Here is a 23,748-nt window from a genome sequence, read left to right on the forward strand (position 1 = left end):
TGAAGTCGTTCAAATCGGCAATGCAATCCACTGGTCCGCCACGCGATGCACACGAATGCGATGGTCGAACACCTGCTCGAGCGCCGCATGGGTGGCAGGGTCGCTGCTGCTGCCTTGGTGCACCACGCGGCCATGATTCATCACGACCAACTCGTCGGCCGCAAGTGCCATCGGCAGTTCGTGCAGCACGCTGACCACGGTGCGGCCCTCGGCCACCAATGCACGCGCGGTCTGCATCCAGTCGGCCTGGTGCGGCGGGTCGAGATTGGCGAGCGGCTCGTCCATGAGCAGCAGCTCGGCTTCGACCGCGAGCGCGCGCGCCATCAGCACGCGCTGCCGTTCGCCGCCGGAGAGCTGGCCCAGCGGCCGTTCGCGCCACTCCCAGGCCTGCGTGCTGCGCAACGCTCTTTCCACGGCTTCGCGGTCTTCCGCGCTCGGTGCTGCAAGCCAGCGCTGGTGCGGCAAGCGGCCGAGCATCGCAATGTCGTAGACCATCAGGTCGTCGGCGCTGCCCTCGCCCGCCGCGCCGCTCTGGCCCAGCCACGAAAGGCGCTGTGCGCGAATACGGCCCGGCACCTTGGCCGCGGGCTCGCCGAAAAGGAAAACCTCGCCGCGGTGCGGAAGCAAGCCCGCAAGCGCCTTGAGCAAGGTCGACTTGCCCGCGCCGTTCGGCCCGACGATGCTGGTCCATCGCGCGGCGCCCAGCTGAAGATCGATGCCGTGCAGCACCTCGGTGCTGCCGAGCGTTGCGCTCAAGCCGCGTGCCTCGATCGCGGAAATGCGGCCGCTCATGCCACGCCTCCCCGCGCGCTGCGCCTGTGCATCAGCCACAGCAGATAGCTGCCGCCGAGCACGGCGGTGAGCACGCCCACCGGCAGTTCCTGCGGGGCAATGAGCCAGCGCGCAGCAAGGTCGGCGGACATCAGCAGCAGTCCGCCCATGGCCGTGGACAGCACGATCAACCCGGCATGCGTGGTCTTGACGACGGAGCGCACCAGGTGCGGCGAGGCCAGGCCCACGAAAGCGATCAGGCCGGTTTGCGCCACGGCCGCGCCGGTGGCCAGCGCGAGCACCACCACCAGCGCGGCGCGCATGGCGCCCAGCGGCAAGCCAAGGCTCCTTGCGGTCGCCTCTCCCAGCGAAAGGCTGTCGAGCACCGGCGCAAGCGCCCAGCCCAGCAGCAGGCACACCACGCCGGCAGCCGCCATCACGGCGCATGCGCTCCAGCCGACCAGGCCCGTGCTGCCGAGAATGAAGCCCTGGATGGCCTGCAGGACATCGGCCGAAGCAATGGTGATCAGGTCTTTGGCGGCGCCGAGCACCACGCCGACGATCACGCCCGCCAGCAGCAGCCGAAGCGTCTGCTGCACGCCGCGCGCGAGCAGCAGCGTGAGCATCACCGCGAGCACCGCCCCCACGAAGGCCGCGCCGGTAAGGCCAAGGCGCAGTGCCCATTGCATGTTTGCGACCGAGCCGCCGAACAGCATGAGCGCCACTGCCACGCCGAGCGAAGCGCCCGATGCACTGCCGAGCAGATAGGGATCGGCCAGCGGATTGCGAAACAGCCCCTGCGCCACCGCGCCGGCGAGACCGAGCAGCGCGCCCGCGAGCCAGGCGCCCAGCGTGCGCGGCAGCCGGATGTCCCACACGATCTGCAGTGCCACCGGATCGCGCCATGCCGCCAGCACGCTTTCGAAGCCGGTGCTGCCGATGCCCAGCCCGATCAGCGCGAATGCAATGCCCAGGCCGAGCAAGGCAATGCCGAAGAACCAGACCCTGCGCTGATGGTGCGTGTGCATGAAGAATTCTTGCGGCTTTTTTAACCGGCCTTTTCCGCCAGGCAGCGTGCCATCAACCGCGCAGCCTCGTCCATACGCGGGCCGGGGCGCACGAGCACGTCGGACTCGTCGGCGCTGAAGCGGCAGATGCGGCCTTCGCGCACCGCACGGATGCCGCCCCAGCCCGGGCGCTGTTCCAGCCCTTGCGCGCTGCGCACGCTGACCATGATGAGATCGGGATTGGCGCGCACCACGTATTCGGGGTTGAGCTTGGGAAACGGCCCGAGCGCCGCCGGCACGATGTTCTTCGCACCCAGCCGCGTGAGCGTTTCGCCGATGAACGACGACTCGCCGGCCGCGAACGGTGCGCTGTTGACCTCGAAGTAAACGCGCAGGCCCTTCGCGCGGTCTGGCAGCGATTGCGCCGCAGCCGACACGCTGGCGTCGATCACGCGCCACACGTTCGGCGCCTCGCGGCTGCCAAGCACCTGGTCGAGCTTGCCGAGCACGCGCCGCACGTCGGCATGGCTCTTGGGTTCGAGCACCACCACCTTGAGGCCGAGCGCTTCGAGCCGCTGCGTCACGCGGGACGACTTGGCAAGCAGCACCGCGTCGGGCCGCAGCGCCACGATGGCCTCGACATTGGGGTCGAGCCCCCCGCCCAGCTGCGGCAACGCGCGCACCGCACTCGGCGAATTGGAATAGTTGTCGACACCCACCAGCCGCGAGCAGGCACCGAGCGCGCAGACCCCTTCGGTCAACGACGGCAGCAGCGTGACGATGCGCTGCGGCGGCTGCGGCAGCGTCACGGTAACGCCGCGCTCGTCCGTTACTTCCAGGGCGTGCGCGGCCAGCGAAAGAACACCAAGGCCGAGTACGGCCGAAAAAAATCGAATCCAGTGCTTCATCTTCATGCGGCAGGCGCCTTCAAGGTCAACGGCAGCCCGGCCGCCATCAGCGTGACGCGATGGCATGCGGCCGCCACTTCCTGGTTCATGCGGCCCAGCGTATCGACGAAGGCACGCGTTTCCCGGCCGAGCGGAATCACGCCCAGCCCGATTTCGTTGCCAACCAGCACCACCGGCCCGCGCGCCTCTCGCAGGGCGATGAGCAGCATGGCGACGTGCGCCGCGGGCGTGCGCGTGGCCGGCTTGGCGCCCTCGGAGCGCAGCGGCATCAGCAAATTGGTAAGCCACAACGTAAGGCAGTCGACCACCACCAGCGTTTCGGGCGCACTCTCGGAGACGATGGCGCGCGCCAGCTCCACCGGCTCTTCCACGGTGCGCATGGCTGGCACGCGCCGGGCGCGGTCGGCCTGGTGGCGCGCGATGCGCTCGCGCATCTCGTCGTCGAAGGCTTGGGCGGTGGCTATGAGCACGGCGCGCCGCGCAGCCGGCGCCTCGGCCATCCAGTCGATGGCGCGCTGCTCGGCGCGGCGCGACTTGCCGCTCTTCTGGCCCCCGAGGATGAATTCATGCGCAATGGTCATGGGCATCTTTCTTCCTTTCGGGTTGCCGGCGGCAAAGCGTGCTTAGTGCGGCGTCCACTTCAGGCCGATGTAGGCATTGCGGCCGCCGGTGGCGTAGCCGCGTGCCAGCGTGTAGTCCTTGTCGCCCACATTGTCGACGCGCGCCACCAGGCCGATGTCGCGCGTGATCTGCGTGCTGGCCACGAGGTTCAGCACGGTGTAGCCGCTCAGCGTGCGGGTGTTGGCGGCATCGTCGAAGCGCTTGCTCGACGACTGCACCTCGGCGCCCAGCGTCCAGCCGGCAACGCGCCAGTCGGCACCCAGCGTGCCGTGGCGGCGCGCGCGGCGTGCGAGCAGGTTGTCGGTTTCCAGGTCGCGCGGATCCTGGAAGTCCACTGATGCGCGCAGCGTCACATCGCCGATGCGGTGGCCGCCCGAAAGTGTGATGCCCCGGTAGCGCGCACGCGCCGTGCTGGCGTAGCAGCCAAATCCGGAATCGCAATTCGTGGCTCCGCCGTCGAACACGATCAGATCGTTGACTCGGTTCTGGTACACGACGATGCCCGCATGCGTGCCGCCGTCGGCGTATTGCAAGCCAAGCTCGACGTTGCGGCTCGACTCCGGCTTGAGGGCCGGCGTGCCGTATTCGCTGAAGCGCTGGTACAGCGTGGGTGCGCGGAATGCGGTTCCGGCCGACACGGTGGCGCGCAGCTTCGGCGTGATGGCGTAGCCGTACGCGGCGCTGCCGGTGGTCTTGCCGCCGAATTCGCTGTCGTCGTCATGCCGCACATGCAACTGGAGCGAATGCGCGCCCTGCACGAAACCGTAGCCCAGCGAAACCGCGTCCTGCGAGCGCTTGCGCGAAAGCAGGCCGGTGAAGGTGGTGGGTGCATTCTCGAGCGCGTCTTCACGGCGTTCAATGGTGCCCGTCACCAGATGCGGGCCAAAGCGCAATTCGTTCTGGAACAGGTAGCCGCGAAGGTTGGTCTCGGTGCGGTAGAACGAAGGCTGCGTCTTGTAGACCGATTGCGAATCGGTCACCTGCACGCGCGTGCTGTAGATGTCGTTCCACTTGGCGGACCATGAAAGCCCCGCCGTGCGCAGCGTGTTCTGCGAAACGTCGTTGGTAAACCGGATCGGCGGCCGCGTCCTGGCGCTCACCGGCGAGTCGTAGCCCGCTTCGGTGTCGCTGTAGAGCAGCGTGGCCTCGAGCCGCTGGGCCGGGTTGATCTGGTAGCCCAGCCGCAGGTTGCCCGAGTCGTTGCGGTATGCGTCGCGGTCAGGGTCGGTCAGGCCGTCCCTGGAGGGTGTGCGCTTTTCAATCGGCAGCGCGTTGAAGCCTTTGCTCTCTTCATGCGCAACACCCAGCGAATAGTCGAACGCGCCCGACTTCCCGCTCACGCCCGCTTCCGCCTTGCGAAGGCCATGGCTGCCGAAGCCCACGCCCGCATAGGGCGCCACGCCCTCTTCGCCGCGCCGGGTAAAGAGCTGGACCACGCCGCCCACGGCGTCGGAGCCGTACACCGCCGCAGCAGGGCCGCGCAGCACTTCGATGCGGTCGATCTGCGCAAGCGGAATGCCCTCCCAGCCGGCACCGCCGGTCGATTGCGAATCGATGCGCACGCCGTCGATGTACACGGCGGTGAAGCGCGTGTCTGCGCCGCGGATGAACAGGCTGGTGGTACTGCCCGGGCCGCCGTTGCGCGTCATCTCGATGCCGGGCAGGCGCGCCAGCACGTCGGCCACGCCGACGGCGCCGCTGCGCTCGATGGTCTGGCGGTCGATGATGGACACGTCGCCCACCAGGTCCGACAGGGCTTGCGGCGTGCGGTTGGCCGTGACCACGGTTTCGCCCAGCGCGGGCGCTTCTTGCTGGGCATGCGCTGCCGAGGGCAGCTGGATCAGCGCCAGGCCGCCGAAAGCGGAAGCCAGCGCGAGCGGCAGGCAGGCAAGGCGGCGACGGCGCGCGGGAGCACGGCCGAGGGAAAGGGAAACGCAGGAAATCATGAATGGACCGAACGAACGTCTATGCCCGTCGCCGGCCTCCCCGCCAGCGTTTGGGCGCAATGGCTGCTTCATGCGCGCGAATCGATCGCGCATGCGGCAGCCGCCTCGTTGGCCGGTATCCGGGCTGGCAGTGCGACCTCACCGCCTTCCCAGGCGCCTGTTTCAGGGCGCCCAGTGGCTTGATGGATGAGGTTGACGCGCGGAGGCGTCGACTGCTTGACCGTTGCGGGGGCAGCGCAGGCGGCTTCGGCCTTGTCCCGCTTCCGGGGGGCGTTCACTCCTGCTTCCCGTTGAACCGCGGCGTGTGAACCACGACGCAGGCACCAACGGGCGGAATTCTAGGGCTTCTCCCAGTTGCCGCAGGCGCAGTAAGCCAAAAGTTGCGCAGACTGTGGTCCACATCGCATCGGAAAGTTTGGAAAGAGCAAGGTGCAGGCCGCAGAATCCGTCCCGGTCCTACGCGGCGTTCGGCGCCACGGGGGACCGCCCCCTGGGAAACTACAATCGCCAACCATGCCCGCCTCCAGCCCCATCGACCAGATCGCCGAGCGTGTGGAACGCCTGCTCGTGCGTCATGAAGAGGTGCAGCGCACCAATGCGCTGCTGCAGGAGCAGGTCGAAGCGCTCACGCGCGAGCGCGATGCGCTGAAGTCGCGGCTCGCCGCGGCCCGCACGCGCCTCGACGCCCTGCTCGAGCGGCTGCCGGCCGAACCACCTTCCGAAGATTCCCCCGCATGAAGCAGATCGAAGTTCAGATCATGGGCCAGAGCTATCTGCTCGGTTGTCCCGAGGGCGGCGAGGCGCAGTTGCGCGAAGCCGTCGACCGTGTGGACGCGGCCATGTGCAAGATCCGCGATGCGGGCAAGGTGAAGGCACGCGACCGTATTGCCGTGCTTGCCTCCCTGAACCTGGCCTTCGACCTGGCCGCGCAGCAGGCCGCCGCTGCGGCCGCGCCGGTTCCGATGGCTGCCACTGCGGCATCTCCCGCGGGAGATGCCGGCGAGGACGATGCCAAGGCCGCCCAGCTCATTCAGAAACTCGATCAAGCCCTTGCGGGCGATGACCATTTACTCTGAACAGAGAGGCGCACGGCCCGTCGAAGGCGTAAAATCCGAACTGTCTGCGGTGCGCGTCGGGCTTAATATTTCCTTGTTCCAATGCTCTCCGGAGCCGGGCTTGGTACATCGCTTGACGGGCGTGATCATCTCGCGTTAGATGAACCCGAAGTCTTGCTGCCCTCGCCCACCTGAACCCTGGTTCAGGATGCGGGTTCGGCGCCCACTTGCAGACACCTTTTTTCGTTCATACGGCCCCGGCACGCGCTGCACGGGGCCGTTGCTTTTTTTCAAGGCCCCGCTGCGTGAACTCCCTGCTCGACCCCATCCTGATCGCCGAATTGGCCGCACTCGGCCTGGGCACCGGTTTTCTGGCGGGCTTGCTCGGCATCGGCGGCGGGATGCTCATGGTGCCGTTCATCACGATCATCATGGGGCACCGCGGGGTGGCTTCCGATCTTGCAGTGAAGATGGCCATTGCCACTTCGATGGCGACGATCATCTTCACCTCGGTGTCGAGCGTGCGTGCGCATCACAAGCGCGGCGCGGTGCGCTGGGACATCGTGCGGCGCCTGGCGCCCGGCATCGTCATCGGCAGCCTGCTGGGCAGCCTGGGCGTGTTCTCGCTGCTCAAGGGCACGGTGCTGGCGATCGTGTTCGCGTTGTTCGTGGGCTTCTCCGCAACGCAGATGTTTCTTGACCGCAAGCCCAAGCCCACGCGGCAGATGCCGGGCACGGTGGGCCAGTTGTCGGCGGGCGGCGCCATCGGCTTCATCTCGGGGTTGGTGGGCGCGGGCGGCGGCTTCGTCAGCGTGCCGTTCATGACGTGGTGCAACATCTCCATTCACAACGCCGTGGCCACCAGCGCCGCGCTCGGCTTTCCGATTGCGGTGGCCAACGTGCTGGGCTATGTGGTGAGCGGACAATCGGTGCAGGGCCTGCCCGATGGTGCCTTCGGCTACATCTGGCTGCCTGCGCTCGCGGTCATTGCGGTGTGCAGCGTGCTCACCGCTCCGCTCGGCGCCAAGGCGGCCCACAACCTGCCTGTGAAAAAGCTCAAGCGCGTGTTCGCGAGCATCCTGTACCTGCTGGCCGCCTACATGCTCTGGAAGGGCCTGCAGGGCTGAGCAAGCCATCGCGCAGCTTCGCACACTGCGCGGCTCTTCGAGCGAAAGCCCCTTGGGTCTTGGGTGAGACCCGTTGCGGCAGGCAAGCGTGGGCCGTATAACCGGCCTCATGAAAATCCTCATCGCAGTCGACGGCAGCGCCTATACGCAAAAGGCGCTCAACTACCTGCTCGCCAACCGCGCCATGTTCGTGGACGGGCATGAGCTGGTCATCGTGCATGTGTGCACCGGCGTCCACGGCCATGTGGCGCGCCACCTGAGCAAACAGGTGGTCGACGACTACTACGCAGAGGAAAGCGCCAAGGTGCTCGACCCCGTGAAAGCATTGCTTGCGCAGAACAACGTGAGCAACTTCACCGTCGACCAGCGCCACGGCCATGCGGCCGAGGAAATCCTCAAGTCCGCCACTGCCGCGCATGCTCAGTTGATTGTGCTGGGCACCCACGGCCACGGCATTTTCGGCCGCGCGCTGATGGGCTCGGTGGCCACCAAGGTCATTTCGGAGACCGACACCTCAGTGCTGCTGGTGCAGTAATCCGGCGAAGGCCGCGCCTCTTTTTATTGTTATTGAACGCGCTGCTGCCGCCACTCGCGCGGCGAGCAGCCGAAGCGTTCGCGGAATGCGCGGCTGAAGTGCGCCGCGTCATTGAAGCCGCGGCCGTAGGCAATGTCGGCCACCGGCCGGCCGGCAAGCCGCGGCTCGAGCAGGTCGCGGCTGCAGGCTTCGAGCCGGCGCTCCCAGATGTACTGCGAAGGCGTGAGCGGCTCGCTCTTGAAGATGCGGTGAATGTGGCTCGCTGAAACGCCCAGCTCCGCCGCAAGGCTGCCCACCGACAGCGACGGGTCCGCCAACTGCTCGTCGATGCGCCGCTTCACGCGGGCCAGGTGGTAGGCCGTCAGATTGCTGAGACCCGGCGCGCGTGCCGCGGGCAGCGTTTGCAGCCCTGCCACCAGGATGCTCTGCACCCCGTTGGCCACCGCGAGTGCCGACGCAGGCTGCAAGGTGTCGATGTCTTCGCGCAGCGTGCGGATCATGCCGAGCAACAGGTGCCCCGCGCCCTCGCGTCCCGATACGGTGGTAGCCGTCAATGCTTCGGTGTCGTGCAGTTCGCCGCGCAGGCGTTCGCCAGGCAGCTTGAGCACGATCTGCTCGAAGGCGTTGTCGAACAGCAGTTCGTAGGGCCGGGTGCTGTCGTACAGCGCAAAGTCGCCCGCCGCCAAGACCGCGTCGCGCCCGTCCTGCCGCACCACGCCCTGGCCGCGCGCCTGGATGCTGACCAGGAAGTAATCGTCGCCCGACCGCGAGATGTGCCCCGGCGTGCGCATGACCTTCTGCGGGCCCGACTTGACCACCGACACATCGAGGCTCGGCAGCGTGTGCTGACGGATGCTGCCCTCGAAGTTGCCGGAATCGTCCTTGCGCACCGCATCGCACCCGAGCTGCACGTACACATTGCAGATCATGTCGGTCCAGTAGGCGAGCCGCTGGTCGCGCGCCACGGCGTCGGTGCTGAACAACTGGTTCATCGGGGTTCCTCGGGTTTCTTGAAAGGCCGGCATGCAACGCTGGAACAAGAACGCCGCAAGTTCGGGTCAAGGGGTTTCGCGGCGGCGAATCTACGCTTGAAGCAACCCGCATGCCACCGCGCAAACCCGGTGCGAGGTGTGCGAAGTTGTTTCTTTCACACCCCGCTCCTGGAGACCCGCCATGCCCGCCACCGTTCACCCCAAGCTTCGCGTTGCCGCCGTACAGGCCGCGCCGGTGTTCCTCGATCTCGACGGCACCATCGACAAGACCATCGACCTCATGGCCCAGGCGGCCGGCCAGGGCGTGAAGCTCATCGCCTTTCCGGAAACCTGGGTGCCGGGGTACCCCTGGTGGATCTGGCTCGATTCGCCGGCCTGGGGCATGCAGTTCGTGCAGCGCTATCACGACAACGCGCTGGTCGTCGGCTCGGGCGAGTTCGACCGCATTCGCGATGCCGCGCGCAAGCACAGGATCTGGGTTTCCCTTGGCTACAGCGAAAAGGCCGCGGGCAGCCTCTACATTGCGCAGGCGCTGATCGACGACCAAGGCAACACGGTGCAGACGCGCCGCAAGCTCAAGCCCACGCACGTGGAGCGCACCGTGTTCGGCGAAGGCGACGGCTCCGACCTTGCGGTGGCCGAAACAGCCATCGGCAACATCGGGTCGCTCTCGTGCTGGGAGCACCTGCAGCCGCTCAGCAAATACGCGATGTATGCACAGAACGAGCAGATCCACTGCGGCGCCTGGCCCAGCTTTTCGCTCTACCGCGGTGCGGCTTTCGCCCTTGGCGCCGAGCTCAACAATGCGGCCAGCCAGGTTTACGCGGCGGAAGGCCAATGCTTCGTCATTGCGCCGTGCGCCACCGTTTCGCCGGCGATGAGCGAGCTGATGTGCACCGATGCAGGCAAGCAGCAGTTGCTGGGCGTGGGCGGCGGCTTTGCGCGTATCTACGCGCCCGACGGCTCCCCGCTCGGTACGCCCCTGGCCGAAGACCAGGAAGGGCTGGTGATTGCGGACATCGACCTCGGAATGATTGCGCTCGCCAAGGCAGCGGCCGACCCGAGCGGCCACTACTCGCGGCCCGACGTCACGCAGCTTCTGCTGAACAAGACAAAACGCGAACCGGTGGTGCTGCAGCGTACGCCCGAAGTCGAAGGCGGCGCCTTCGAAGCCATCGTCGCCACGCCCGAGCCGGGCGCCGCGGCGCGCCAGCAGTTGGCCGCCTGAACCAGCAGGAGCGACGCCATGGAATCAGCCATTGCAGAGCACCTGAAGTGCTCACGCACGCGCCACCGCCGCGTGGAAGACGACTACGCGCCGCCCTACCCCGTCTGGTCGGCACGCGCGCCGGCCGCGGTGAGGCAGGTGGTGATGGGCTACTTCGGCGTGCAATCGCGCGGCGCCGATATGCAAGGGCGAGCTTGCGCTGCGCTGATGAAGATCGCAGCCGGCTTCGCGCTCCCCGACGGCCCGGGCCACCACGACTTCGCACACCATGTCGATGCCGACGGCTACGACAACATGATCGCCATCGCGTACTGGGACGATCCTGCCACCCATGCGCGTTGGTGCGCGACGCCCGAGATCGATGCGTGGTGGCGCTCCGAAGAACGGTTGGCGGACGGCCTCGGCTACTTCCGCGAAGTGGTGTCACCGCGCGTCGAGCACTTCGAGACCATGTTCAACACGCCGGACCGCCTCGAAGGCGTGGGCGTGGTGATGGGCGGCGTGAGCGGCGAACTGCAGGAGCACGGCTATTGGGGTTCGATGCGCGACCGCATTCCGCTCTCGCAGACCGATGCCATGGCGCCCTCCGGCACACGCGCCGTGATTGCCGGCACACCGGCTCCCGGGCAGCGCGTGCGCGTCGCGGGCCACGAGAACATCGCGATGATCCGCTCGGGCCAGGAATGGGCCGATACCGCCGGCCAGGAACGCACGCTCTACCTGGAAGAGATGGAACCGGTGCTGCGCGAAGGCATGGAGTTCTTGCGCGACCAGGGGCTGGGTATCGGCTGCTACAGCAACCGCTACATGCGCCATCTCGGCGCCAAAGGCACGCCGCTCGAAAAGTCGTTCGGCCTGAGCTTCTGGCGATCGCTCGCCGACATGGAGCGCTGGGCCGAGTCGCACCCCACGCACGTCGCGATCTTCGGCAGCTTCATGCGCTACGTGCAGGCGTTGAACTTCGAGCTGCAGCTGCGCGTGTACCACGAGGTGTCGGTGCTCAGGGCCGACGAACAGAGCTACGAGTACATCAACTGCCACGCCCGCAGCGGGCTCATGAATGGGTTGGCCGCGGCATAGAAGACCGCACTTCGGGCATTTGCTTTAGGATGCGCGGCCCAATTCAAGCGCAAGCAAAGGCAAGGACCCGACCATGTGGAGCGAACTCGACAGCCTCGTCGAAGCCTCGATGCAGGAATGGAAAGTACCCGGGCTTGCCCTGGCCGTCATCCAGGACGGCGAGATCGCCGTACTCAAGGGCTACGGCGTGCGCGACACCGACACGGGCCTGCCCGTAACGATAGACACGCAATTCCTGCTGTGCTCGATCACCAAGTCATTCACCGCGGCCGGCCTCGGCCTGCTGGTCGACGAGCGCAAGCTCGACTGGGCCCGGCCGGTGCGCGACGTGATCCCCGAATTTCGCCTGCACGACCCCGTGGCAACCGAACGGCTGACCGTGCGCGATCTGCTGTGCCACCACAGCGGGCTGCCGCGGCACGACTGGATCCACATGCCCGGCGACCTGAGCAACGCGCAGATGCTGGCTGCGCTCAGGCACCTTGCACCGAACAAGGACCTGCGCGACACCTTCCAGTATTCGAACCTCGGCTACCTCGTCGCCGGAATGATCACAGAGCGCATCAGCGGCCAGAGCTACCAGGACTTCACCACCGAGCGCTTGATGAAGCCCCTGGGCTTCAGGCACTTCGGCTTTTCCATCGAGGCGCTTGGCGCCGCCGAAGACGCCGCCCGCCCCCATGCAATGGATGGCGACGAGCGGTATCGCACGCCGCTCTCACCCATTCGCGCCACCCCCGCAGGTGGCATCAACGCCTCGGTGTCGGACCTGGCGAAATGGGCGCGCTTCCTGCTCGACGGCAAGGTGGATGGCCGCCAGCTGCTTTCGGCCCAGGCGCTGCGCGAAATGACCACGCCGCGCGTGCACATGGGCCGCTCCGAATTTCCCGAGATCGGCGATTCGCACTACGGCCTCGGCCTGTTCTGCGAGCAATACCGGGGCGAGCGCACCATCGCGCATTCGGGCTCGTGGGCCGGCTGGAGCACGCTCATGACCATGCAGCCACAGCGCCGCGCGGGCGTGGTGGTGCTGACCAACCGGGCACCGGGCGGCTTCACCGCCATCCTCACCTACGCAGTGCTTGACCGCATCTGCGGCCGCACGCCTATCGACTGGTTCGGCCGCCTGGCGGCGCGGCGCAAACAGGCAGTGGAACAGCTCGGCCTCGACAAGAACATCAAGGCGGAAGTCCGCCGAAGCGGCACTCGGCCGAGCCACGCGCTGGAAGACTATGTGGGCGGCTACGAGCATCCGGCGTACGGCCGAATCCACATCGAACAGGCTGCCGACGGGCTCGCCTGGCGCTGGCGCGGCTTCGAGGAGCCGCTCGAGCACCGCCATTACGACGTGTTCATCACACCCGACCGGCCGACCGTGATGCACCCCAGCAACCGGACGCTCACTTTTCGCTACGACCGGCAGGGGCGAATCGATCGCGTGGAGGTTCCTCTCGAGGAGATGGTGGACGACATCGTGTTTCGCCGCGTCGCGGCCGGGGACGCGCTGGACCCGGCGTTCCGCCGGCTGTGCGCCGGCGACTACCTGCACAGCGGCCGCGTCATCGAGATCAGGCTCGACGCCAAGGGCGAACTCAGCATGACCATCCCGGGCCAGCCGACCTACCGGCTGCTTCCGGCCGATGGGCGCAGCTTCAACGTCGACACGCTCGAAGGCTACGGCGTGGAGTTCCGCCGGCCTTCACCCGATGCGGTGGATGCGATGATCTTTCACGAACCGCGCACCACCGCCCTTGCACCGCGGGTGGCGAAGGCGGCGAAAACCTAGGCGAACAATCCCTTGTGCTGCTCGCGCAGCAGCGCCTTCTGCACCTTGCCCATCGTGTTGCGCGGCAGTTCGTTCACGACGAAGCAGCGCTTCGGTATCTTGAAGTTCGCGAGCTTCGACTTGAGGTCCGCCACGATGGCCTCGGCATCCAGCGCCCCGCCGGTCTTGGCAATGACGATGGCCACGCCCACCTCGCCGAAGTCGGGGTGCGGCACGCCGACCACCGCGCTCTCGGCCACGCCGGGCAGCTCGTTGATATAGCCCTCGATTTCGGCGGGATAGACGTTGTAGCCGCCGCTGATGATCAAGTCCTTGCTGCGCCCGACGATGGTGATGTAGCCACGCCCGTCGATCTTGCCGACGTCGCCGGTCTTGAAGAAACCGTCGGCGGTGAATTCTTCTTTCGTTTTCTCCGGCATGCGCCAGTAGCCCACGAACACATTCGGGCCGCTGACTTCGATGTTGCCGATCTCGTCGGTGGTGCAATCGCGGCCGCTGTCGTCGCGCACACGCAGTTGCACGCCCGGCAGCGCAAAGCCGACCGTACCGCCCCGGCGCTCGCCCTGGGCCGGGGTGTAGGGGTTGGAGGCGAGCATCACGGTCTCGCTCATGCCGTAGCGCTCGAGAATGGTGTGGCCCGTGCGCTCACGCCATTCGTCGAAGGTTTCGATGAGCAGCGGCGCGGAGCCCGCGACGAACAGCCGCATGTTGCGCACCGCTTCGCCCGTGAGCCCCGGCTCGGCCAGGAGCCGCACGTAGAGCGTGGGCACGCCCATGAACACGGTGGCCTCGGGCAGCTTCTCGACCACGCGCTTCGGGTCGAATTTCGAGAGCCAGATCATCTTGCTGCCGTTGAGCAGCGCGCCGTGCAGCGCCACGAAAAGGCCGTGCACGTGGAAGATGGGCAGCGCATGGATCAGCACGTCGCCCTTGGTCCAGCCCCAGTAGTCCTTGAGCACTTCGGCGTTCGACAGCAGGTTGCCATGCGTGAGCATGGCGCCCTTGCTGCGGCCGGTGGTGCCGCTGGTGTAGAGGATGGCCGCCAGGTCGTCCGCATTTTTGTGCGCCACCGCATGCCGGTCGCGGCACTGCGCGGCAACCTCCAGCAGCGTGCCGGTGCGGTCATCGTCCAGCGTGAACACGTGCCGGGTGCCGGCGGCATTGGCAATGGGGCCCACCCACGAGGCATTGCGGCTGGTGCACACCACCACGGCGGGCTCCGCATTGCCGATGAAGTATTCGATTTCCGCGCTTTGATAGGCGGTGTTGAGCGGCAGGAACACGTAGCCGGCACGCAGCGTGGCGAGATACAGCATCATCGCCTCGACCGACTTCTCGACCTGCACCGCGATGCGGGCGCCTTCCTCGAGGCCCAGCGCGTCCAGCAGGTTGGCAATCATCGCGCTCGCGCGGTCGAGGTCTCTCCACGAATAGAACAGGCCGTTGTCCGTTTCAACGGCAACGCCGTCCAGGTCGGCAGGAAACGCCGCGCGCAAGGCGGCAAACAGATTGGGGTTGGCTTTCGTCTTCATCGAGCAGGTACTTCAGAAATTCGGTTTGCGCTTGGCAAGAAAGGCGGCAATGCCTTCGCGGTGCTCGGCGGAGTCGGCATAGTCGTAGGCGGTTGCGAGCAGGGCCTCGGTCGTTTGCGCGCCGGCTTTCAGCATGGCGAAAGTGCGCTTGTGAAGCCGGGCGGCCTGCGGTGCCAGTGCGGCGATGCGTGCGGCGTGCGCTTGCACGGCGGCAGCCACTTCATCGTTGGGCAGCACTTGCAGCAAGAAGCCGGCATCGTACAGGCGCTGTGCGCCGTGCACCCCCGCGGCCAGCAGCATGTCGCGCGCGAGCACGTCGCCAATGGCGCCGTGAACCAGCGCGGCCTCTCGCGGCGCCATGGGAAAGCCCAGTTTGGCAATGGGAGCGCCGAACTTCGCCGACGCGCCCGCGAGCCGGATGTCGCAGCAACTCGCTATCTCGATGCCGGCGCCCATGCATGCGCCTTCGATCTGGGCGACCAGGGGCAACGGGCAATCGAGCATGGCCTGCAGCGCGGCCCATACTTCGTTCTCGTGGAATTCGCGCAAGCTGCATTCTTCGAAACGGAACGACGGGTATTCGGAAATGTCGCCGCCCGCGCAGAAGGCTCCGCCCTCGCCGCTGACGACCACGCACCGAAGCCCTGCCTCGTCCGCTTGCCCGATGCCCTCGAACACCGCACGCAGTTCGCGCCACATGGCGCGCGTCATCGCATTGAGGCGCCCCGCGTTCGACAAAGAGACGAACGCGACCGGGCCCTCGCGGTGCAATGAGACCGTGCTCTCGCCCATTACTCGAGCTTGGCGCCCGAGGCCTTCACCACCGACGCCCAGCGCTTGACCTCGGAATTGACGAAGCCGCCGTACGAGGCCATGGTGAGGCTCGGAATCTCCGAGCCGTTCTGGGCCCAGATGGCCTTGAGCTCATCGGTTGCCAGCGCCTTCTTCATCTCGTCGACGATGCGTGCCTGCATGTCGGCGGGCGTGCCCTTGGGGGCCCACAGGCCGTACCAGGTGGTGACGGTGTAGTCAGGCAGGCCGACCTCGGCGGCGCAGGGCACGTCCGGGAACGCGGGGTTGCGCTTGGCGCCGGCCACCATCAGCGCCTTGATGCGGCCGCCCTTGATGTGCTGGGCGGAAGAGCCGAGGCCGTCGAACATCAGGTCGACGTTGCCCGCAATCAGGTCGGACAGCGCCGGGCCCGCGCCGCGGTACGGAATGTGGGTGATGAACGTGCCGGTCTGCAGCTTGAACAGCTCGCCCGCCAGGTGGTGCGAGGTGCCCGAACCCGCCGAGCCGTAGTTGAGCTTGCCGGGGTTGCGCTTGGCGGCGGCAACGAACTCCTGCAGCGTGGTGGCGGTCACGCGCTTGGGGTTGACCACCACCACCTGCGGCACGTTGGCCAGCAGCATCAGGGGCACGAAGTCCTTCTCGATGTCGTAGTCGAGCTTGGGATAGATCGACGGTGCGATGGCATGGTGAACCGCGCCCATGAAGAGCGTGTAGCCGTCGGGCTGCGCCTTGGCCGCAATGCTCGCGCCCACGGTGCCGCCGGCGCCGCCGCGGTTGTCGATCACCAGCGTCTGCCCGGTCACCTTGGAGAACTGCGCCGAGAGCGGGCGCGCAAAGGCGTCGGTGCCGCCGCCGGCCGGGAACGGCACGATCATGTTGACCGGCCGCGTTGGCCAATTGCCTCCCTGCGCACGCGCACCGCCGCACAGAACGGCTGCACCGGCTGCGCCCAGGCGCAGCACGTCGCGTCGTTGAAAACCCTGAGTCATCTGTCATCTCCTGTCGTTGTGGAATGCCGCGGCATGCGGCCGCCGGCGCCTCGCGCGCCGGACTTTCTTTCAGAACTCTCAGCCTTTTTTGAAGAACAGGCCTTCGACATCTCCCGAAACCGCCACCTTGCCCTCGGCCAGCCATGCGCGATGCTTGTCGAGCCGCTTGAGATCGTAGAGGTAATTGACCATGAGGCCATACGATTGCCTTTGCCCCTTGGGCGACGGATCGCCGGCCCAGTTGAGGCGCTCGACACGGGCACCGTTGCCCAGGTGAAAGCGGGCCACCGGATCCGCCGGCGTGCCGTCGATCAGCGTGCGGCCCAGGTATTCGGCCGCGGCCTGCAGCAGCCATTGGCGCAGCGGCGACTTGGCGTCGAGCGCGGCTGCGCTGTCTACCGCCGCGAGCAGGCGCTCGGCGGTGGGCGGCAGCGAACCGACGAGGCGGCCGAGTTCGGCCTCGCGCTTTTCGTCCAGGCGCGGCAGCAGCTCCGCGGCGTTCTTGGCCAGCCAGGCGCGAAAGCCGGGAATCGGCGAGAGCGTGGCAAAGGTCTTCAGGCGCGGCAGCTCGTCCTGCAGCGTCTCGACCACCCGCTTGATGAGCGAATCGCCGAAGCTCACGCCGCGCAGGCCGTTCTGGGTGTTGCTGATCGAATAGAAGATTGCGGTGGTGGCCTTGGCCGGCTGGATGGGCATGGCGGTTTCGTCGAGCAGCGGCATGATGCCGTCGCTGATGCGGTCGACCAGCGCCACCTCGACGAAGATCAGCGGTTCGTTGGGCAGCCGTGGATGGAAGAAGCCGTAGCACCGGCGGTCGCTGTCGTCGAGCCGGTTCTTCACGTCGGTCCAGCTCTTGATGTCGTGAACGGCTTCGTAGCGGATCAGCTTCTCGATCAGCGAAGCCGGCGAATCCCAGTCGATGCGGCGCAGTTCGAGAAACGCGACGTCGAACCAGGTGGAGAACAGGTGCTCCAATTCGGCATCGAGCGCAATCAGCCGCTTGTCGGACTTGAGAAAAGGCAGCAGCTCGGCGCGCAGGTCGACCAGGAAGCGCATGCCCTCGGGCTCGACTGCAAAGCGCTGCAGCAAGCGCATGCGGGGGGACACCAGCGCCCGGCGCAGCTTCAATTCGGCCTGGCCTTCGTCGGGCGTTCCGACGGCAGCCTGGTGCTGGTCGCGCGCCGATTTGAGCTTTTGCGGATCGGCCGCGAAATGCTCGCTCATCAGCGCCCAGTAGTCGCGGCGCTCTTCCGGTGTGGCGGCCGCGTATTCGAGTGCAATGGCATGCGCCCTCCGGCCGCCCTCGACTTCGCTCACGCGTGGATCGATGACCGACTGCAAGGCCGTGAGCACGCGGCGCAACGCGCGCGGCGACAGCGCCTCGTCGGCCTTGCGCAAGGTGGCCTGCATGCGCTCGGCGGTCGAGCGCGCGCTGGGTTTTGCGGCAGCCTTGGGCGCGTTGCGGGGGGTGCCCTCGGGTGCCACAGGCACCTTGCTGCCGGTCTTGTCGCCAGAACGCAGCCGCGCCTGGAACCATTCGGTCGCACTCATCGACACACTCCAATTCTGTGGGACGGGGAGATGCCCTTCCTGGTGCAGGTCATGACATCACCCTTGATTTCTGCTGCCGCGCCACTTCGCGCAGCGCCTCGCGCTGGCGGGTCAGGTGCGTGCGCATGGCGGCGTCCGCGCCTTCGCTGTCGCGCGCCTTGAGGGCCGCGAAAACCGCGAGGTGCTCCGACAGGCTTTGCTCGAGACGGCCCGGTGCATGCAACTGCTGCAGCCGTGCGAGCTTCAGAATCTTGCGCAAGTCGCCGATCACCTGCGCGAGCCACCTGTTGTCGGCCAGCTGGATGATCGCCTCGTGAATGAGATGGTTCGTGGCGTAGTAGTCGTTGATGCGCTTGGCCTTGGCGTGGCGCACCAGCCGTTCATGCAAGCCATCGAGGTCATGCAGCTCGGAGTCGCTGGCATTGCGCGCCGCCTCGTAGGCGCAACGGCCTTCGAGCAGCGCAATGACCGGAAATATCTCGTCGAGATCGCGCTCCGTCACCTCGCGCACGAAGCAGCCGCGCCGCGGCTCATGCCGCAGCAGGCCTTCGGCCGTGAGCACCTTGAGCGCCTCGCGCAAGGGAGTGCGCGAAATCGACAGCCGTTCGCACAGTGCCGCTTCGTCCAGGAAACTGCCGGGCGCCAGCTCGCCCGCGAAGATCTGCTCGCGCAGCGTGGCGGCGACTTCGTCGTGCAGGGAATTGGGAACAAGGCGCATGGAAGGCGGACAGCTACAAGGCAGACTGAGAGCTTGAATCGTAATTTTCTGTAATTACGCAAAATTGTGGGCCCGCAATCCATGCAGCGCAAGGGCTGCGCACCCATTGCGCAGCCCGTGCTTACCCTGAGGGCCAGCCGCTCAGGCAGTGACAGGCCGGGGTCGCCTTGCGGCCCAGAGCCACAGGCCGATGCCGAAGAGCACCATCGGAACGCTGAGCCATTGCCCCTGGCTCAGGTTCAGTGCGCGCAAGCCCAGAAAGTCATCAGGCTCGCGGAAGTATTCGGCAATGAAGCGCAGCGCGCCGTAGCCGATGAGGAACACCGCGGCCACCTGCCCTTCCTTGCGTTCCTTGCGCGCGTAGAGCCACATGATGACGAACAGCAGAAGCCCCTCGAGCAGGAACTGGTACACCTGCGAAGGATGGCGCGGCAGCATCGAGCCGCTTTGCGGAAACACCATGCCCCAGGGCAGGTCGGGGCTGCTGAAGCGGCCCCAGAGTTCGCCGTTGATGAAGTTACCCACGCGGCCTGCCGCGAGGCCCGTCGGCACGCAGGGCGAAACGAAGTCCATCACCTGCCAGAACGGCCGGGCGCGCGAGCGTGCGAACCAGATCATTGCGCCGATCACGCCCAAGAGGCCGCCGTGAAAGCTCATGCCGCCCTGCCACACATAAAGAATTTCGAGCGGATGCGCGAGATAGAACTCGGGCTTGTAGAACAGGCAGTAGCCGAGCCGCCCGCCCACGATGACGCCCATTACGCCAAGAAAAAGAATGTCCTCGATGTCCTTGCGCTGCCAGGCGCCGGTGCCGACGAGCGAACGGTACGGTTCGTGCCGCAGGCGGCGCGTGCCAAGAAAGTAGAACAGCGCGAACGCGGCCAGGTAGGTCAGGCCATACCAGTGGATGGCGACGGGCCCGAGCTGCAGGGCGACGGGATTGATCTGCGGATACATGAGCATGGCGCAGATTGTGCCCCGGCCGTGTGGCATTCCTTGGCGGCGTGGTCAACCGCTGGCTAACCACGTTTGTGCGTCCGCTCGCGAACGAACTCCACGAACCGCGCCAGCGCCGGATGCACGGCGTGCGCCGGCCACACCAGGCTGGTTTCGCATGCGGGCAGCGTCACCCGCGCGCGGCCCGGCCCTTTGAACTCCTGGGCCTGGCGGTAGATCACGCCGGCGCGCCTGAACTGCATGACGCTCTGCGGCACCCAGGCCATGCCGATTCCGCCTGAAACCAGGTTGACGATGGTTTGCATCTGGATAGCCTCTTGCGTCACGGTCGGCGTGCGCCCGGCCGAGTGGTAAAGGCCATGGATCGCGTCGTGCAACGAAGGCACGATGCGGCGCGGGAAGATCACCAGCGGTTCCGCCAGCACCTGCGCCAGCGGCACGGGCGTTGCGCTCGCGAGCGCGTGCTGCGCCGGCATGGCCAGCACCAGCGGCTCCTGTTCCACGGGCAGCCGCGCGAGCCCCGGCGGGGCTGCACCGGGCGAATGGAGCATCAGGCCGGCGTCGATCTCGCCGCGCGCAAAGGCTTCGAGCTGTACGTCGCCCGTGGCCTCGACGAGCTCCAGCGCCACCTCCGGGCACAGCACGCGGAATTCGCGCACCCAGGCCGGCAGCTTCTCGAAGCCGATGGTCGAAACGAAGGCAATGCGTACCCGGCCCACCTGCCCCGCCGCTGCGGCGCGGGCCCTCTCCGGCAGGGCCTGCGCGCGGGCCAGCAGTTCGCGCACGTCAGGCAGCAAGGCTTCGCCGGCCGGCGTGAGCGCCACGCGCCGGCGCGTCCGGTCGAACAGCGCCACGCCCAATGTCTTTTCGAGCTGGGCAATGGCCTGCGTGACGGGCGGCTGGGTCATGTGCAGGCGCTCGGCGGCGCGGCCGAAATGCAGTTCTTCGGCCACGGCCACGAACTGGCGCCAGGCACGCAGGTCGATCAAGGCTTCCTTCATATGCCGAGCATATCAATCCGCATACAAAAAGGGATTGGAATGAATCAATGAGAAGTCCGATACTTGGGACTCCCCCGAGAATTTCCCCACGAGAAGAGACACCGACCATGGACACCAAGCCAATCCAGATCAACCGCCGCAGCGCCAACATCGTCGAAGGCAAGAGCCGCGCGCCCAACCGCTCGATGTTCTACGCCATGGGCTACGAAGAGAGCGACTTCAAGAAGCCGATGGTCGGCGTGGCCAACGGCCACAGCACCATCACCCCGTGCAACTCGGGCCTGCAGAAGCTGGCCGACGCGGCCATTGCCGGCATCGAGGAAGCGGGCGGCAACGCGCAGGTGTTCGGCACCCCCACCATCTCCGACGGCATGGCCATGGGCACCGAAGGCATGAAGTACTCGCTGGTGAGCCGCGAGGTCATCTCCGACTGCATCGAGACCTGCGTGGGCGGCCAGTGGATGGACGGCGTGCTGGTGGTCGGCGGCTGCGACAAGAACATGCCCGGCGGCCTCATGGGCATGCTGCGCGCCAACGTGCCGGCCATCTACGTGTACGGCGGCACCATCCTGCCGGGCAAGTACAAGGGGCAAGACCTCAACATCGTGAGCGTGTTCGAAGCCGTGGGCCAGAACGCCGCCGGCAACATGAGCGACGAAGACCTGCTGGAGATCGAGAAGCGCGCCATTCCGGGCACCGGCTCGTGCGGCGGCATGTACACGGCCAACACCATGTCCAGCGCATTCGAGGCGCTCGGCATTTCGCTGCCCTACTCGTCGACCATGGCCAACCCGCACGACGAAAAGGCCAACTCGGCCAAGGAATCGGCCAAGGTGCTGATCGAGGCGATCAAGAAAGACCTGAAACCGCGCGACATCGTGACCAAGAAGGCCATCGAGAACGCGGTGGCCGTCATCATGGCCACGGGCGGCTCGACCAACGCGGTGCTGCACTTCCTGGCCATTGCGCACGCGGCTGAAGTCGAATGGACCATCGACGACTTCGAGCGCATGCGCAAGAAGGTTCCGGTGATCTGCGACCTGAAGCCGAGCGGCAAGTACCTGGCGGTCGACCTGCATCAGGCCGGCGGCATTCCGCAGGTGATGAAGGTGCTGCTGAACGCGGGCCTGCTGCACGGCGACTGCATCACCATCACCGGCCAGACGATTGCCGAGGTGCTGAAGGACGTGCCCGAGGTGCCGCGCGCCGACCAGGACGTGATCCGCCCGATCGACAACCCGATGTACGACGAAGGCCACCTGGCCATCCTGAAGGGCAACCTCTCGCCCGAAGGCGCGGTCGCCAAGATCACCGGCCTGAAGAACCCCGTGATCACCGGCCCTGCGCGCGTGTTCGACGACGAGCAATCGGCGCTCAAGGCCATTCTGGACGGCAAGATCAAGGCGGGCGACGTGATGGTGCTGCGCTACCTGGGCCCCAAGGGCGGCCCGGGCATGCCCGAAATGCTGGCGCCGACCGGCGCGCTCATCGGCGCGGGCCTGGGCGAAAGCGTGGGCCTGATCACCGACGGCCGCTTCTCGGGCGGCACCTGGGGCATGGTGGTCGGCCACGTGGCACCCGAAGCGGCGGCGGGCGGCACCATTGCATTCGTGAACGAAGGCGACTCGATCACCATCGATGCGCACAAGCTGGTGCTCGAACTCAACGTGCCCGAAGCCGAGCTTGCCAAGCGCCGCGAAGGCTGGAAGCCGCCGGCTCCGCGCTACACGCGCGGCGTGCAGGCCAAGTTCGCGTTCAATGCCTCGAGCGCCAGCTCGGGCGCGGTGCTCGACAAGTTCTGAAGAAGCGGACGAACATGATCGGTCGGCCCGCCCGCAGCGCGGGCCGCAATTCATGCGGTTGCGATGCCGCGCGCTGGCGTATCAGCGCTTCGGGCGGTTGTTGGGCGGCAGGCCCATGTTGCTGCGCTGGCGGTCGATGCGCGCCTGCTTGCGGCGCTCTTCGCGCTCGATGACCTTGCGCTTGGTATAGCCCGACGAATCGGCCCAGGCCCACCACGCCACGGCCAGCGCAAAAGGCGACAGCACGATCCACCAGCTCCAGCCGGCGACCATGCCCACTTCGAAGTACTTCAGGCCAATGCCCAGCAGGCCCAACAACAGAAAAAGCATCGCGAATCCCTCGGGTTTTGTTGGAAACGCTTCCGGGCGCCGGTACACGGCGCTACCTACAATCGCGTTAGATCGAATGTAACCCAGCCATTACGAAATAAGCCCCATGAAAAGACTCCTGTCGTTCGCTGTCCTGGGCCTTGGCCTGGCCGCCCCTGCCTTCGCCGACCTGGCGCTGGCCACCTCGAAAAACTGCATGAGCTGCCATGCGGTGGAGCGCAAGGTGCTCGGCCCTTCGTTCAAAGACGTGGCCGCCAAGTACAAGGGCAATGCCGGCGCCGCCGACATGCTCGCAACCAAGATCATCAAGGGTGGTTCGGGCGTGTGGGGTCCGGTGCCGATGCCGACCAACAACCAGGTCAGCGAAGCCGACGCGAAGAAGCTCGCTGCCTGGGTGCTGTCGACGCGCTGATCAAACCCGCGGATCGATGTCCGTGGGCAGCGGCCGGCGCTCGATGCGGTCTTCGAGCTGGCCGATGTGCGCAGCCACGGTGTTGTCCGACTGCTCCGAGCGCTGACGGATCACGCTCTCGACCTGCCCCAGCCTCGCAATCAATGCGGCATGGCGCTCGGCGTTCTCCGCCATGTGCTTGTTCTCCTGTGCTTCCAGGAAGTTGCGCAGCTCCGTAAAGCGCGAAGCCTCGGCCTTGTCGGCAAGGTCGCGCTGCACCTGCATTTCCTTGTTGTGGCGCTTCGCGTCCAGCAGCACCGAACTGTGCAGGTACAGCACGTAGACCAGGAAGAACACGCCCAGGGCCACCGTGAGCCCCAGCATCATCAAGCCCAGCGGCGCGGAAACGGTCATGAACCCCAGCGAAACCGGCACGGGCGAAGACAGCGTGCCCCAGTTGAGCGCGGCAAGGGCCGCGATCAGCAGCAGAATGGCAAACAGGAAAGCAGATCTCACACCCATGGGGGCCTCCTTCGAACAGGTCTAACACAACGGAACCGGCCATGCACGCCCCGGCGCACGGCAACTCCGCTGGTTGTACCTCAGGCCGCGGGCCGCAACGAGCCCAG

24 protein-coding genes and 1 riboswitch are annotated in these 23,748 nt (G+C 66.6%); of the genes, 9 read left to right on the top strand and 15 right to left on the bottom strand.

What is annotated here, in order from left to right:
* Nucleotides 1–9: 9 nt before the first annotated feature.
* Genes EJI00_RS22295 through EJI00_RS22315 form a run of 5 tightly spaced genes read right to left on the bottom strand, consistent with a single transcriptional unit; the run spans nucleotide 10 to nucleotide 5,253 of the window.
* The gene (locus tag EJI00_RS22295) at nucleotides 10–792 is read right to left on the bottom strand and encodes an ABC transporter ATP-binding protein (RefSeq protein WP_126749666.1); all 783 of its coding nucleotides are present in this window, start codon (nucleotides 790–792) and stop codon (nucleotides 10–12) included.
* Nucleotides 789–1,799 carry a FecCD family ABC transporter permease gene (locus tag EJI00_RS22300; protein ID WP_126749667.1) on the bottom strand — a complete coding sequence of 337 codons (1,011 nt, stop codon included), beginning with the start codon at nucleotides 1,797–1,799 and terminating at the stop codon, nucleotides 789–791. Before EJI00_RS22300 ends, EJI00_RS22295 begins: the two co-directional genes overlap by 4 nt.
* Before the next feature lie 20 nt (nucleotides 1,800–1,819).
* Nucleotides 1,820–2,692 carry an ABC transporter substrate-binding protein gene (locus EJI00_RS22305; RefSeq protein ID WP_409514041.1) on the bottom strand — a complete coding sequence of 291 codons (873 nt, stop codon included), beginning with the start codon at nucleotides 2,690–2,692 and terminating at the stop codon, nucleotides 1,820–1,822.
* Nucleotides 2,689–3,267, bottom strand: a complete 579-nt coding sequence (gene cobU, locus EJI00_RS22310) for a bifunctional adenosylcobinamide kinase/adenosylcobinamide-phosphate guanylyltransferase (protein ID WP_126749699.1) — start codon at nucleotides 3,265–3,267, stop codon at nucleotides 2,689–2,691. The genes EJI00_RS22305 and cobU overlap by 4 nt, the downstream gene beginning before the upstream one ends.
* A 42-nt stretch (nucleotides 3,268–3,309) precedes the next feature.
* The gene (locus tag EJI00_RS22315) at nucleotides 3,310–5,253 is read right to left on the bottom strand and encodes a TonB-dependent receptor domain-containing protein (protein WP_126749668.1); all 1,944 of its coding nucleotides are present in this window, start codon (nucleotides 5,251–5,253) and stop codon (nucleotides 3,310–3,312) included.
* Nucleotides 5,254–5,345: 92 nt separating this feature from the next.
* Nucleotides 5,346–5,596, bottom strand: a riboswitch (cobalamin riboswitch).
* Nucleotides 5,597–5,766: 170 nt separating this feature from the next.
* Here EJI00_RS22315 and EJI00_RS22320 point away from each other — a divergent pair.
* From EJI00_RS22320 to EJI00_RS22335, 4 genes are all read left to right on the top strand, one after another.
* A complete protein-coding gene (locus EJI00_RS22320; protein ID WP_093023459.1) occupies nucleotides 5,767–5,991 on the top strand; it encodes a DUF904 domain-containing protein in 225 nt (74 codons plus the stop codon).
* The gene (locus EJI00_RS22325) at nucleotides 5,988–6,329 is read left to right on the top strand and encodes a cell division protein ZapA (RefSeq protein WP_126749669.1); all 342 of its coding nucleotides are present in this window, start codon (nucleotides 5,988–5,990) and stop codon (nucleotides 6,327–6,329) included. The genes EJI00_RS22320 and EJI00_RS22325 overlap by 4 nt, the downstream gene beginning before the upstream one ends.
* A 284-nt stretch (nucleotides 6,330–6,613) precedes the next feature.
* Entirely contained in the window at nucleotides 6,614–7,435 is an 822-nt protein-coding gene (locus EJI00_RS22330) for a sulfite exporter TauE/SafE family protein (protein WP_126749670.1), read from the top strand.
* A 109-nt stretch (nucleotides 7,436–7,544) separates the two neighbouring features.
* Entirely contained in the window at nucleotides 7,545–7,970 is a 426-nt protein-coding gene (locus EJI00_RS22335) for a universal stress protein (protein ID WP_126749671.1), read from the top strand.
* Between the two features lie 29 nt (nucleotides 7,971–7,999).
* Here EJI00_RS22335 and EJI00_RS22340 read toward each other — a convergent pair whose 3' ends face one another.
* Entirely contained in the window at nucleotides 8,000–8,962 is a 963-nt protein-coding gene (locus EJI00_RS22340) for a helix-turn-helix domain-containing protein (RefSeq protein ID WP_126749672.1), read from the bottom strand.
* 181 nt (nucleotides 8,963–9,143) lie between these two features.
* Here EJI00_RS22340 and EJI00_RS22345 point away from each other — a divergent pair, with 181 nt between their 5' ends.
* The 3 genes from EJI00_RS22345 to EJI00_RS22355 all read left to right on the top strand — a co-directional run bounded on the left by EJI00_RS22345 (nucleotide 9,144) and on the right by EJI00_RS22355 (nucleotide 13,056).
* On the top strand, nucleotides 9,144–10,190 hold the full coding sequence (locus EJI00_RS22345) for a carbon-nitrogen hydrolase family protein (RefSeq protein WP_126749673.1): 1,047 nt from the start codon (nucleotides 9,144–9,146) through the stop codon (nucleotides 10,188–10,190).
* An 18-nt stretch (nucleotides 10,191–10,208) separates the two neighbouring features.
* Nucleotides 10,209–11,270, top strand: coding sequence for a phenylacetaldoxime dehydratase family protein (locus EJI00_RS22350; protein ID WP_126749674.1), 1,062 nt, complete (start codon nucleotides 10,209–10,211; stop codon nucleotides 11,268–11,270).
* A gap of 73 nt (nucleotides 11,271–11,343) precedes the next feature.
* Complete coding sequence (locus tag EJI00_RS22355) at nucleotides 11,344–13,056, top strand: serine hydrolase (RefSeq protein ID WP_126749675.1); 1,713 nt, start codon at nucleotides 11,344–11,346, stop codon at nucleotides 13,054–13,056.
* On the opposite strand, the gene EJI00_RS22360 is transcribed toward EJI00_RS22355, so the two are convergent.
* The 7 genes from EJI00_RS22360 to EJI00_RS22390 form a co-directional block, all read right to left on the bottom strand.
* A complete protein-coding gene (locus EJI00_RS22360; RefSeq protein WP_126749676.1) occupies nucleotides 13,053–14,588 on the bottom strand; it encodes a malonate--CoA ligase in 1,536 nt (511 codons plus the stop codon). The genes EJI00_RS22355 and EJI00_RS22360 overlap by 4 nt on opposite strands.
* A 12-nt stretch (nucleotides 14,589–14,600) precedes the next feature.
* Complete coding sequence (locus EJI00_RS22365; protein ID WP_126749677.1) at nucleotides 14,601–15,380, bottom strand: enoyl-CoA hydratase/isomerase family protein; 780 nt, start codon at nucleotides 15,378–15,380, stop codon at nucleotides 14,601–14,603.
* On the bottom strand, nucleotides 15,380–16,369 hold the full coding sequence (locus tag EJI00_RS22370; protein WP_126749678.1) for a Bug family tripartite tricarboxylate transporter substrate binding protein: 990 nt from the start codon (nucleotides 16,367–16,369) through the stop codon (nucleotides 15,380–15,382). Before EJI00_RS22370 ends, EJI00_RS22365 begins: the two co-directional genes overlap by 1 nt.
* A 78-nt stretch (nucleotides 16,370–16,447) precedes the next feature.
* Entirely contained in the window at nucleotides 16,448–17,920 is a 1,473-nt protein-coding gene (locus EJI00_RS22375) for a malonyl-CoA decarboxylase (RefSeq protein ID WP_126749679.1), read from the bottom strand.
* Between the two features lie 49 nt (nucleotides 17,921–17,969).
* Complete coding sequence (locus EJI00_RS22380) at nucleotides 17,970–18,638, bottom strand: GntR family transcriptional regulator (protein WP_126749680.1); 669 nt, start codon at nucleotides 18,636–18,638, stop codon at nucleotides 17,970–17,972.
* 141 nt (nucleotides 18,639–18,779) lie between these two features.
* On the bottom strand, nucleotides 18,780–19,601 hold the full coding sequence (lgt, locus tag EJI00_RS22385) for a prolipoprotein diacylglyceryl transferase (protein WP_126749681.1): 822 nt from the start codon (nucleotides 19,599–19,601) through the stop codon (nucleotides 18,780–18,782).
* Between the two features lie 56 nt (nucleotides 19,602–19,657).
* The gene (locus EJI00_RS22390) at nucleotides 19,658–20,596 is read right to left on the bottom strand and encodes a LysR family transcriptional regulator (RefSeq protein WP_126749682.1); all 939 of its coding nucleotides are present in this window, start codon (nucleotides 20,594–20,596) and stop codon (nucleotides 19,658–19,660) included.
* Nucleotides 20,597–20,703: 107 nt separating this feature from the next.
* Between EJI00_RS22390 and ilvD the strand changes: the two genes are divergently transcribed.
* Complete coding sequence (ilvD, locus tag EJI00_RS22395; RefSeq protein WP_126749683.1) at nucleotides 20,704–22,398, top strand: dihydroxy-acid dehydratase; 1,695 nt, start codon at nucleotides 20,704–20,706, stop codon at nucleotides 22,396–22,398.
* A gap of 81 nt (nucleotides 22,399–22,479) precedes the next feature.
* Here ilvD and EJI00_RS22400 read toward each other — a convergent pair whose 3' ends face one another.
* Entirely contained in the window at nucleotides 22,480–22,728 is a 249-nt protein-coding gene (locus tag EJI00_RS22400) for a TIGR04438 family Trp-rich protein (RefSeq protein ID WP_126749684.1), read from the bottom strand.
* Between the two features lie 106 nt (nucleotides 22,729–22,834).
* Between EJI00_RS22400 and EJI00_RS22405 the strand changes: the two genes are divergently transcribed.
* A complete protein-coding gene (locus EJI00_RS22405) occupies nucleotides 22,835–23,140 on the top strand; it encodes a c-type cytochrome (protein WP_126749685.1) in 306 nt (101 codons plus the stop codon).
* Here the strand turns inward: EJI00_RS22405 and EJI00_RS22410 are convergent, their stop codons facing one another.
* A complete protein-coding gene (locus tag EJI00_RS22410) occupies nucleotides 23,141–23,641 on the bottom strand; it encodes a LapA family protein (RefSeq protein ID WP_126749686.1) in 501 nt (166 codons plus the stop codon).
* Nucleotides 23,642–23,748 lie beyond the last annotated feature (107 nt).

The organism is Variovorax sp. DXTD-1 (assembly GCF_003984625.1).
Taxonomy (GTDB): domain Bacteria; phylum Pseudomonadota; class Gammaproteobacteria; order Burkholderiales; family Burkholderiaceae_C; genus Variovorax.

Coding starts and splice junctions, on each gene's coding strand:
- EJI00_RS22295 (WP_126749666.1), bottom strand. CDS start 792: ATGAGCGGCCGCATTTCCGCGATCGAGGCACGCGGCTTGAGCGCAACG.
- EJI00_RS22300 (WP_126749667.1), bottom strand. CDS start 1,799: ATGCACACGCACCATCAGCGCAGGGTCTGGTTCTTCGGCATTGCCTTG.
- EJI00_RS22305 (WP_409514041.1), bottom strand. CDS start 2,692: ATGAAGATGAAGCACTGGATTCGATTTTTTTCGGCCGTACTCGGCCTT.
- cobU (WP_126749699.1), bottom strand. CDS start 3,267: ATGACCATTGCGCATGAATTCATCCTCGGGGGCCAGAAGAGCGGCAAG.
- EJI00_RS22315 (WP_126749668.1), bottom strand. CDS start 5,253: ATGATTTCCTGCGTTTCCCTTTCCCTCGGCCGTGCTCCCGCGCGCCGT.
- EJI00_RS22320 (WP_093023459.1), top strand. CDS start 5,767: ATGCCCGCCTCCAGCCCCATCGACCAGATCGCCGAGCGTGTGGAACGC.
- EJI00_RS22325 (WP_126749669.1), top strand. CDS start 5,988: ATGAAGCAGATCGAAGTTCAGATCATGGGCCAGAGCTATCTGCTCGGT.
- EJI00_RS22335 (WP_126749671.1), top strand. CDS start 7,545: ATGAAAATCCTCATCGCAGTCGACGGCAGCGCCTATACGCAAAAGGCG.
- EJI00_RS22340 (WP_126749672.1), bottom strand. CDS start 8,962: ATGAACCAGTTGTTCAGCACCGACGCCGTGGCGCGCGACCAGCGGCTC.
- EJI00_RS22345 (WP_126749673.1), top strand. CDS start 9,144: ATGCCCGCCACCGTTCACCCCAAGCTTCGCGTTGCCGCCGTACAGGCC.
- EJI00_RS22350 (WP_126749674.1), top strand. CDS start 10,209: ATGGAATCAGCCATTGCAGAGCACCTGAAGTGCTCACGCACGCGCCAC.
- EJI00_RS22355 (WP_126749675.1), top strand. CDS start 11,344: ATGTGGAGCGAACTCGACAGCCTCGTCGAAGCCTCGATGCAGGAATGG.
- EJI00_RS22360 (WP_126749676.1), bottom strand. CDS start 14,588: ATGAAGACGAAAGCCAACCCCAATCTGTTTGCCGCCTTGCGCGCGGCG.
- EJI00_RS22365 (WP_126749677.1), bottom strand. CDS start 15,380: ATGGGCGAGAGCACGGTCTCATTGCACCGCGAGGGCCCGGTCGCGTTC.
- EJI00_RS22370 (WP_126749678.1), bottom strand. CDS start 16,369: ATGACTCAGGGTTTTCAACGACGCGACGTGCTGCGCCTGGGCGCAGCC.
- EJI00_RS22375 (WP_126749679.1), bottom strand. CDS start 17,920: ATGAGTGCGACCGAATGGTTCCAGGCGCGGCTGCGTTCTGGCGACAAG.
- EJI00_RS22380 (WP_126749680.1), bottom strand. CDS start 18,638: ATGCGCCTTGTTCCCAATTCCCTGCACGACGAAGTCGCCGCCACGCTG.
- lgt (WP_126749681.1), bottom strand. CDS start 19,601: ATGCTCATGTATCCGCAGATCAATCCCGTCGCCCTGCAGCTCGGGCCC.
- EJI00_RS22390 (WP_126749682.1), bottom strand. CDS start 20,596: ATGAAGGAAGCCTTGATCGACCTGCGTGCCTGGCGCCAGTTCGTGGCC.
- ilvD (WP_126749683.1), top strand. CDS start 20,704: ATGGACACCAAGCCAATCCAGATCAACCGCCGCAGCGCCAACATCGTC.
- EJI00_RS22400 (WP_126749684.1), bottom strand. CDS start 22,728: ATGCTTTTTCTGTTGTTGGGCCTGCTGGGCATTGGCCTGAAGTACTTC.
- EJI00_RS22405 (WP_126749685.1), top strand. CDS start 22,835: ATGAAAAGACTCCTGTCGTTCGCTGTCCTGGGCCTTGGCCTGGCCGCC.
- EJI00_RS22410 (WP_126749686.1), bottom strand. CDS start 23,641: ATGGGTGTGAGATCTGCTTTCCTGTTTGCCATTCTGCTGCTGATCGCG.